The organism is Nocardia neocaledoniensis (assembly GCF_029868625.1).
Lineage (GTDB): Bacteria > Actinomycetota > Actinomycetes > Mycobacteriales > Mycobacteriaceae > Nocardia > Nocardia neocaledoniensis_A.
The window spans coordinates 21,687-30,912 of sequence record NZ_JARWOJ010000379.1; the positions used below are offsets into that span (position 1 = coordinate 21,687).

Annotated in this window: 7 protein-coding genes; 2 read left to right on the forward strand and 5 right to left on the reverse strand. The window is 71.3% G+C overall.

The window, feature by feature from the left end:
• Window positions 1-44: 44 nt before the first annotated feature.
• Window positions 45-3,941, forward strand: a complete 3,897-nt coding sequence (locus QH270_RS30025) for a BTAD domain-containing putative transcriptional regulator (RefSeq protein ID WP_280347642.1) — start codon at window positions 45-47, stop codon at window positions 3,939-3,941.
• 49 nt (window positions 3,942-3,990) lie between these two features.
• Here QH270_RS30025 and QH270_RS30030 read toward each other — a convergent pair whose 3' ends face one another.
• The 5 genes from QH270_RS30030 to QH270_RS30050 form a co-directional block, all read right to left on the reverse strand.
• Complete coding sequence (locus tag QH270_RS30030) at window positions 3,991-4,815, reverse strand: ABC transporter permease (RefSeq protein ID WP_280347644.1); 825 nt, start codon at window positions 4,813-4,815, stop codon at window positions 3,991-3,993.
• Window positions 4,812-5,795, reverse strand: a complete 984-nt coding sequence (locus tag QH270_RS30035; protein ID WP_280347645.1) for an ATP-binding cassette domain-containing protein — start codon at window positions 5,793-5,795, stop codon at window positions 4,812-4,814. The genes QH270_RS30030 and QH270_RS30035 overlap by 4 nt, the downstream gene beginning before the upstream one ends.
• Window positions 5,796-5,870: 75 nt before the next feature.
• The gene (gene menE / locus QH270_RS30040; RefSeq protein ID WP_280347652.1) at window positions 5,871-7,004 is read right to left on the reverse strand and encodes an o-succinylbenzoate--CoA ligase; all 1,134 of its coding nucleotides are present in this window, start codon (window positions 7,002-7,004) and stop codon (window positions 5,871-5,873) included.
• Between the two features lie 277 nt (window positions 7,005-7,281).
• Window positions 7,282-7,674: a VOC family protein gene (locus QH270_RS30045; RefSeq protein WP_280347646.1), complete on the reverse strand. Its 393-nt coding sequence runs from the start codon at window positions 7,672-7,674 to the stop codon at window positions 7,282-7,284.
• A 9-nt stretch (window positions 7,675-7,683) separates the two neighbouring features.
• The gene (locus QH270_RS30050; protein ID WP_280347647.1) at window positions 7,684-8,577 is read right to left on the reverse strand and encodes a 1,4-dihydroxy-2-naphthoyl-CoA synthase; all 894 of its coding nucleotides are present in this window, start codon (window positions 8,575-8,577) and stop codon (window positions 7,684-7,686) included.
• A gap of 140 nt (window positions 8,578-8,717) precedes the next feature.
• On the opposite strand from QH270_RS30050, the gene QH270_RS30055 reads away from it, so the two are divergent.
• Window positions 8,718-9,164, forward strand: coding sequence for a DUF6918 family protein (locus tag QH270_RS30055; RefSeq protein ID WP_280347648.1), 447 nt, complete (start codon window positions 8,718-8,720; stop codon window positions 9,162-9,164).
• The last annotated feature ends 62 nt before the right edge of the window (window positions 9,165-9,226 follow it).

Sequence of the window (9,226 nt, forward strand, 5' to 3'; positions counted from 1 at the left end):
GGCACAGCGTCCCGGCGCCGCCCTCGCCTACGATGTCATTCGGCATGTCTGCACCTCATTCGGGCCCCGACGGGTCCTCGCCCGCCGGACCGGCGACCGCCGCTCGCGTCGTCGTCGGGCTGCTCGGCGTGATCGCGATCCGCCGCGACGAGACCCTCGTCGCCCTGCCGGGTGCGCGCGCCAGGTCCCTGCTCGCCGCGCTCGCCGTGCGGCCGGGTCGTGCCCGCAGCGCCCAGGCCCTCGTCGACGACGTGTGGGGCGAGCAGCCGCCGCGCGCGCCGATGAACGCCCTGCACACGCAGGTCTCCCGGCTGCGTGCCCTGCTGCCCGACGGTGCCCTGGAGATCGGTCCCGCCGGGTACCGGCTGACACTGCCCGCCGATTCGGTCGATCTCACCGCCGCCGCCGACCTCGCCCGCCGTGCCGACGAACACCTGGCGGCGGGCGACACCGCCGCGAGCCTGGCCGCGATCACCGCCGCCCGCGCGCTGTGGCGCGGCGAACCCGGCGCCGACCTCCCCGAGTCCGCCCCCGCCGACGATCTGCGCGCCGCCGCCGGCCAACTGCGCCGCGACCTGAACCGCGTCGAGGTGGCCACCCACGTCGCCCACGGCCACCCGGCCGCCGCGATCTCGCTCGCCCGCGCGGACGCGGCCGCCCAGCCGCTGGACGAGGGCGCCCACACCACCCTGATCCGCGTCCTCGCCCTCGCCGACCGCACCACCGAGGCACTCGAGGTCTTCGCCGCCTACCGCCTGCGCCTCATCGAGGAACTCGGCGCCGAGCCGGGCCCCACCCTGATCGCCCTGAACGCGACGATCCTGCGCGGCGACCCGATCACCCCGCCGAGATCCCGGCGCACTGCCGGCGCCGCGAACGCCACCGTCCCCGGGCCGACGACGGCTCGCCCGCGCTCCGGCAACCACCCGGCCGCCGATATCGCCCGCCCGCACGGCATCGAGGTGCAGATCCCCGGCGAGCCCCTCGACTCGGAGCCGGCTCCAGTCACGGCCACGGCCGATTACCCGCGCCGACCTGGCCCCGCCACGCCCGGCACGGTGTCGCCGCCTGGCCCCGCGACGCCCGGCACCGTGTCGCCGCCTGGTGGCGTGTCGCCGGGCACTGTGTCGCCGCCTGGTGGTGTGTCGCCGGGCACTGTGTCGCCATCTGGTGGCAGACCGCCGGGCACCGAGTCGCCGGGCATCGCGTCGCCGGACGCCGCGTCGCCGTCGGGCACCGCGCCACCTGGCACCGCGTCCTCGCCGGACACTTTTTCCTCGCCGGGCGGAGACGAAGTGGGCCGCTCGCGGCCGGTGACCGAGTCCGGGCGGCTAGCTGCCGAAGGCGCCGGCCCCGCGGATGACCCGCGACACCCGTCCGCGCCGGCTGGTCCGCGCGCGCGAGAATCGGACGGCCCACACTCGGCGCCGAATCCCGTCGCGTCGCCCGACGTGGACGGCCCCGGTCCCGCCCACGCGCTCGGCCTCCGCGCCGCGCCCAACGAATTGCTCGGCCGGGCGGACGATCTGACTGCCATCGTCGAGCTGACCCGGCGCTCGCGGGTGACCACCGTGCTCGGACCGGGCGGTACCGGCAAGACGAGGGTGGCCAACGCGGTCGGGGAAAAGTTCAGGGGCACAGTGCCGGTGGTGCTGGTCGAGCTCGCGTCGGTGCAGCCCGAGGCGGGCGGGACGAACGCGCGCGTCGACATCGAGGCGGCGATCGGGCATGTCATCGGACTCGGTGAGGTGATGCGCGAGCCCGGCGGGTTCCGGCCCGGAATCCAGCTCGACGCGCGCAGGCGGTTGCGGGAAGCGCTGGCCGCCCGCCCCAGCCTGCTGATCCTCGACAACTGTGAGCACGTGATCGAGGCCGCGGCCGAGGTGGTCGCCGATCTGGTGGGCGCGTGCGCGCAGCTCACCGTGCTCACCACCAGCCGCTCGCCGCTCGCGATCACCGCCGAATCGGTCTACCCGCTGGCGCCGTTGACGATCGACACCGCCGGCTCGCCCGCGACCGACCTGTTCTCGGCCCGAGCCCGCGCGGTGCGTCCGGACGTTCGGCTCGACCCCGAGATCGTGGCCCGCCTGTGCCGCACGCTGGACGGGCTGCCGTTGGCGATCGAGCTGGCCGCGGCGCGCGTGCGCACCATGAGCGTTGCCGAGATCGAAGCCCGGCTCGACCACCGGTTCGCCCTGCTCCGCAGCGGCGATCGCACCGCACCGCAGCGGCATCGCACCCTGCACGCGGTGATCGCCTGGAGCTGGAATCTCCTCGACCCCGAGCAGCAGGTCGTGCTGCGCAGACTGTCGATGTTCCCGGCCGGATTCACGCTGTCGGCCGCGGAAATCGTCGCGGCCGGACCCGATGTCGGGGTTGCCATCGACGGGCTCGTCGGACAGTCGCTGCTGACCGTTCTCGACGATCCGGACGGCACCGGAATCCGGTACCGCATGCTGGAGACGGTGCGCGAGTTCGGCGCCGAACAGCTCGCGGCCGCCGACGCCGGGTCCGGTGACGCCGAGACGACGCTGGTGCGCGACCGGATGGCCCGCTGGGCGCGGGAACTCGCGCTGGCCGCCGTCCGCGACCACCGCACCGGCGAGCAGGTGCCCATGGTGCTCGCGGTGACCGCCGAGCTCGACAATCTGGTCGCGATCCTGCGCACGGCCACCGCGCGGGCCGACGCCGACACGGTCTACACCGTGTTCCCACTGGCCGCGACGCTGTGGGTGATGCGCGGCTCGCACCTCGAATTCATCGGCTGGGCAGTCCGTCTCGTGGCGATCGCGCCGCCCGCTCCGACCTCGGGCGAAGCCGCCGACCTGCAGATGGTCGCGCACATGCTGACCTGCCTGCACCTGATGTTCCACCACGGCAGCGACATGCGTCCGGTCGCGGTGGCCCGGCTGCGGGCCCGGCGGCTGCTCGCGCACCCCGGCCTCGACCCCGGGCTGCGGCTGCTCGGCGAGCTGATCTCCGCCCGGCTCAACGGCTTCCGCATCGGCAGGCTCTTCGCCGAAGGTGTCAGATCGCCCGCGCGGGCGGCTCGCCTCGCGGCCCTGATCGCGCGCGCCAACTTCTGGGAGAACGCGGGCAATGTGTTCGGCTCGACCCGCGACTCGCTGCGCGCCCTGGACGACCTCGGCACCGATGACGTCTGGGGCATTTCGATGGTGTGCCAGCACCTGGCGCAGCTGTGCGGACAGTCGGCTCGTTACGCCGAGGCGGTGACCTACTACCGCAGAGCGCTGGCGGAGATGAACCGCTTGCGCGTCTACGACGAGATCCTGGAGAGCCGGTGCTATCTGATCGCGGCCCTGGTCGGCAGTGGTCAGCGCGAACGGGCGAGAGCGGAACTCGAATTCGTGATCCGCTCCGACGACGCGGGCCTGCGCCAGGTCGACGATCCCACCATCCGCCGCAACCACCGGCTCTCGACCGTCGCGACCGCGGTCGCCGAACTGGAACTCGTCGACGGCGACATCGACGCCGGGCTGCGGCATTACCGCCGCGCGCTGGATCTGCTCGGCTGGCCGGATTTCGAGCTCGTGCCCGGACCGGGCGCGATGATGATCTCGGCCGCCGCGGTCAGCGCCCACGTGCTGCACGGCAGGGCGGCCGAGGCCGCGGACCTGGTCGGCCAGATCGTGGAGACCACCGAGCGGCGGCTCTCGCAATACCTCGACCTGCCGCAGATCGGCGCGGTCGGCGCCGCCGTCGGTTCCTATCTGCTGGCGACCGATCCGGGGCGTCCCGAAGGCGCCGAATTGCTCGCTCTCGCGGTGTCTTCGGTCGCCAGACAGGACTATCCGTCGATGGAGCTGGCCCGCCACGTCGCGCTGCACCGGGATGTGACAGAGGTGCCGCCGCCGGCCGCGCGCACGCGACGGCTCGATGCGAGCACCCGTATCGTCGAGCTCATCAACGGGCTGCGCTGACACGCCGACGGCAGCCGATCCGGCCGGATCGGCTGCCGTGTGGCGGAATTCAGGCCCTGCGCATGTAGGCCCGCACGGTGAGCGGCGCGAACACCGCGATCACCACCAGCGAACCGACCAGCGACCAGACCAGGTCACTGCTGTAGATGTTGGCGTTCATCAGGTCACGGCAGGTGTTGACCATGTAGTACACCGGGTTGGCGTGGTTGATCGCCTGCATCCAGCCCGGCATGGTGCTCACCGGGGCGAACGCGCCGGACATGAAGGTCAGCGGGAACATCACCATCATCGAGATGCCCTGGACCGAGGCCGCGCTCTTGCCGGTGACGCCGACCAGTGCCCAGACCCAGCTGATCGCGAACGAGCACACCACCACGACCAGGCACGCCACGATCACCCCGGCGAATCCGCCACCGGGCCGGTACCCGAGGCACAGGCCGACGATGATCGTGAGCGTGGAGGCGATGCCGTAGCGCACCATGTCGGCGAGCAACGCGCCGGACAGCGCCGAAACCCGGGCGATGGGCAGGGATTTGAAGCGGTCGAACACGCCCTTGTCCATGTCCTCGCGCAGCTGGGTGCCGGTGACCACCGAGGTGAGTACGACCGTCTGCACGAGGATGCCGGGAATCAGCACGGGCAGGTAGTCCGCGACGCTGCCCGAGATCGCGCCGCCGAAGATGTAGGTGAACAGTGCCGTGAACAGGATCGGCTGCACCGTCACGTCGAAGAGCTGCTCGGGATTGTGCTTGATCTTGAGCAGGCCGCGATAGGCCATGGTGAACGAGGTGGAGATCGTCTCGCGCAGGCCCACCCGATCGCTGACGAGGGCGATGTCGTCGGTGGGTGCGGGAGCGGTGAGGACTGCGGTCATGCCGCGCTCCGTTCGGTGTCGTCGGAATCGGCCGGATGGCCGGTGATGGTGAGGAAGACCTCGTCGAGGGTCGGCTTGGAGACGGTGATCTCCTCGACGCCGATCTCCCAGTCGCGCAGGCGGATCAGCAGCTCGGCGGTGAGGTTCGGATCGGGCAGCGCCGCGGTGAGCCTGCCCGCCTCCGGGCTGATCTGGGCGGCGACGCCGAGGAAGTCGCCGACGATGCGGCGGGCCTCGTCGAGCTGGTCGCGGTCGAGCAGGGTCAGGTGCACCGAGGAGCCGCCGATGGAGGCCTTGAGCTGGTCGGCGGTGCCGTCGGCGATCACCCGGCCGTGGTCGATCACGGCGATCCGGTCGGCCAGCTGGTCGGCCTCGTCGAGGTACTGGGTGGTGAGCAGCACGGTCGCGCCCTCGGTCACCAACCTGCGGATGGTGTCCCACATCTGGGCGCGCGTGCGCGGGTCGAGGCCGGTGGTCGGCTCGTCGAGGAACAGCAGGGGCGGGGTCGAGATGAGGCTGGCCGCGAGATCGAGGCGCCTGCGCATGCCGCCGGAGAAGTTCTTCAGCGGCTTGTTCGCCGCCTCGGTGAGATCGAACTCCTCCAGCAGTTCGACGGCCTTGCGTCGGGCGTCGGGCCTGCTCAGGCCGAGCAGCCTGCCGAAGATGATCAGGTTCTCGGTGGCGGTCAGCATCTCGTCGACCGAGGCGTACTGCCCGGTGACGCCGAGCAGCGAGCGCACCGCGTTGGGCCGCTCGACCACGTCGTTGCCGAAGATCCTGGCGCTGCCGCCGTCGGGACGCAGCAGCGTCGCGAGCATCTTGATGGTCGTCGTCTTGCCCGCGCCGTTCGGTCCGAGCACCCCGTAGACCGAGCCGCGCGGTACCGCCAGGCTCACCCCGTCCACGGCGCGCTGCTTGCCGAACACCTTGACCAGACCGTCCGCCTCGACGGCGAGCGCTGAAGTGGGTGTGTAAGTCATGCGACCTACGGTGCCCGGCCCGCCTTGCACGGCCCTTGCGTCACGATGGCGCCGGCCATGCGAGCCCGCGCGAGATCAGTGTCGCGAGTTCGCCAGCAGGTGTTCGCGCAGGGCTGCCCGGTCGGGTTTGCCCGGTCCGCGCAGCGGAATCTCGCTCAGCACCGCGAGCTCACGCGGCGCGGCGATCGAGTCGAGTTCGGCGACCACGTGCGCGCGGATCTCCTCGAGTGTCGGCTCCGCGCCGGGCACCGGCACGATCGCCACCGCCACCCGCTGCCCGAGCCGCTCGTCGGGCAGGCCGAGCACGACACACTCGCTGATCCCGGGATGCGTGGCCAGCACGGCCTCGACGACCTGCGGGATCACCAGCAGCCCGCCGGTCATGATCGCCTCGTCCAGGCGCCCGGTGATCGAGAGCACGCCGTTCTCGTAGGTGCCCGCGTCCTCGGTGCGAAACCACCCGGGCTCGGCGAAGGCCGGATGATCGGGCAGGTTGCGATAGCCGCGGGCGATCATCGCGCCGCCGAGCAGCACCCGCCCGTCCTCGATGCGCACCTGGGTGCCGTCCAGAGGCACGCCCTCGTAGACACAGCCGCCGCAGGTCTCACTCATGCCGTAGGTCCGCACGACGGTGATGCCCGCCTCGCGCGCGCGTTCCAGCACCGGCTGCGGGGTCGCCGCGCCGCCGACCAGCACGCCGTCGAGTTCGGCCAGCGCCTTCGCCGCGATGGGCGAATCCAGCGACTTGATCAGCTGGGTCGGCACCAGCGCGGTGTAGCGGCGGGGGCCGCGCATGGCCGCGACCGCACCGGCCAGCGCCTCGGGCAGGAATCCGCCCGACACGTCGAGCACGGTCGGCTCGGTACCGGCCAGAATGCTGCGCAGCAGCACCTGGATGCCCGCGATGTGGTGGGTCGGCAGCGCCAGCAGCCAGCTGCCCGGCCCGCCGAGCCGGTCGTGGGTGGCGGTGCCACTGGCCCGCAGGGCCTCCGCGCCGAGCAGCGCGCCCTTGGGGATGCCGGTGGTGCCGGAGGTGGTCACGACCAGGGCGACGTCGTCGTCGATCGGGTCACCGGGCTTGAGCGCGTCGGAGAGCCTGCGCGCCTCGCGTCGATCCGTGGTCGGGATCGGCAGCCACGCGGGGCCGTTGCCGTCGAGCGCCTGCCGCAGATGGGGAAGTACTTCCCCGACACCGGAACCGGTCGGCATCTGCAGCGTCCGCAGGGTCTTGCTCACCCTGTCACCTCCGGATACAGCTCGCCGCGCGCCCTCACGGGTTCGATCGTGTCATGCGACCGACATGACCCGGCCAACGGGTCGGTTTGCCGGGAAACGGCTCGGAAATGCCAGGCATAGCGACTGCGATTCAGTAGACGGACAGTTCTCGCACTGCGGTCCGGACGACGGCGGTCGGGCGCTTGCTCGCAGCTATCGTGCGCGGCCGGACAGGGTTCGGCAACTCGGCTCGACCGCGCCGACGGCCCGCTCACTCCGGTGACCAGCGCTGATCCCGCCGTATCGGATGGTCCTCGGGAACCTGGACCAGCACGATCGGGACACCGTCGGGATCGCGCACCCACATCTCCCACAGCCCCCACGGCTCGAGCACCGGCGCGCGCTCGATCGCGATGCCCTTCAGCGCCAACTCCGCGGCCGCGTCGGAGATCTCGCGCACCTGCAGCCAGAGGGCACCGTCGAAGGTGCCCGGCTGCCCGCTGCCGCCGTGCGCGGCGACCTCGATCAGCGACTGCCCGGCGTAGAACACCGTGCCGCCCGGGTACTCCCGCGCGATCGCCAGGCCGAGCCCGTCCCGGTAGAACTCCAGCGTCCGCGCGTAGTCGCTGGGGCGCACGATGATCCGGCTGTTGAGAATCTCCACGGCGCGTCCTCAGAAGTACCAGGGATAGGGCGTCCAGTCCGGCTCGCGCTTCTCCAGGAAGGAGTCGCGACCCTCGACCGCTTCGTCGGTCATGTACGCCATCCGGGTGGCCTCACCCGCGAACAGCTGCTGGCCGACCAGGCCGTCGTCGAGCAGGTTGAACGCGTACTTCAGCATCCGCTGGGCCTGCGGCGACTTGCCGTTGATGTCGGCGGTCCACTCGAGGGCGACGTTCTCCAGCTCGTCGTGGTCGACGACCTTGTTCACCGCGCCCATCTGGTGCATCTCCTCGGCCGTGTACGGCCTGCCGAGGAAGAAGATCTCGCGCGCGAACTTCTGGCCGACCATCTTGGCCAGATACGCGCTGCCGTAACCGCCGTCGAAGGAGCCCACGTCGGCGTCGGTCTGCTTGAACCGCGCGTGCTCGCGCGAGGCCAGGGTCAGGTCACAGACCACGTGCAGGCTGTGCCCGCCGCCCGCGGCCCAGCCGTTGACCAGCGCGATGACGACCTTGGGCATGAACCGGATCAGCCGCTGCACCTCGAGGATGTGCAGCCGGCCGGCGCGGGCCTTGTCGACGGTGTCGGCGGTCTCGCCGCTGGCGTACTGGTAGCCGTTGCGGCCGCGAATGCGCTGGTCACCGCCGGAGCAGAACGCCCAGCCGCCGTCCTTGGGGCTCGGTCCGTTGCCGGTGATCAGCACCGCGCCCACATCCGAGGACATCCGCGCGTGATCGAGCGCGCGATAGAGCTCGTCGACGGTGTGCGGGCGGAACGCGTTGCGCACCTCGGGCCGGTCGAACGCCACCCGCACCGTGCCCTGCTCGATATGCCGGTGGTAGGTGATGTCGGTCAGGTCCTCGAACCCGGGGACGGGCCGCCACAGCTTCGGATCGAAAGTCACGACCACGATATTGCCCTATGCCTCACGAGTCCGGTACGAGGTCGTGACCCCGCAGGTCGAGCGGTCGCCGAGTATTTGCAAGACCCGGTGCGTATAGTTGCGCGTGCTCGTTCAACGAACCGATCCGGAGGAACCTGAAAGTGGTTGCAGCACTGTCTGAATCCCTGCTCGACGACACCAAGCGTCCGGCTTTCCTTGCCGACGCCGTCGAGGTTCTCGACGCCGAGGTCTCGGACAAAGGTGGTGCGTCCGGCCTGGCCGTGAAGGGTGGCTACGCGGCGGTCAAGAAGATCAGCCCGACCATCGTGCCCGACGCCCTCGCCTCGCTGGCCCCGAAGCTGCTCGATCAGCTCCAGCCGTACTGGGCGGAATTCACCACCTCGGGCGCGGGCACCTTCGCCGACCTGCTGACCGCCAAGTCCGACGAGGTCGCCGAGTCGCTGCTGGCCGTGACCGACGCCCGCGCCGAGGCGTCGAGCCGTCCGGCGCTGCAGAAGGTGTACTCGTCCATGCGCGGCTCGGCCAAGAAGCACGTCGTCGAGGCCCTGCCGCGGGTGGCCGACCTGGTGCAGAAGCACGCGGGCTGAGCCCATGGCGGGGTAGCCCCCGCCGCGATCGTCCGAGAGGCCGGTGCGAGTCCGCACCGGCC

What these genes read in the sequence shown, in the direction of transcription:
- menE (WP_280347652.1), bottom strand. Translation starts at nt 7,004, where the DNA reads ATGCCGACCGGTTCCGGTGTCGGGGAAGTACTTCCCCATCTGCGGCAG.
- QH270_RS30025 (WP_280347642.1), top strand. Translation starts at nt 45, where the DNA reads ATGTCTGCACCTCATTCGGGCCCCGACGGGTCCTCGCCCGCCGGACCG.
- QH270_RS30035 (WP_280347645.1), bottom strand. Translation starts at nt 5,795, where the DNA reads ATGACTTACACACCCACTTCAGCGCTCGCCGTCGAGGCGGACGGTCTG.
- QH270_RS30030 (WP_280347644.1), bottom strand. Translation starts at nt 4,815, where the DNA reads ATGACCGCAGTCCTCACCGCTCCCGCACCCACCGACGACATCGCCCTC.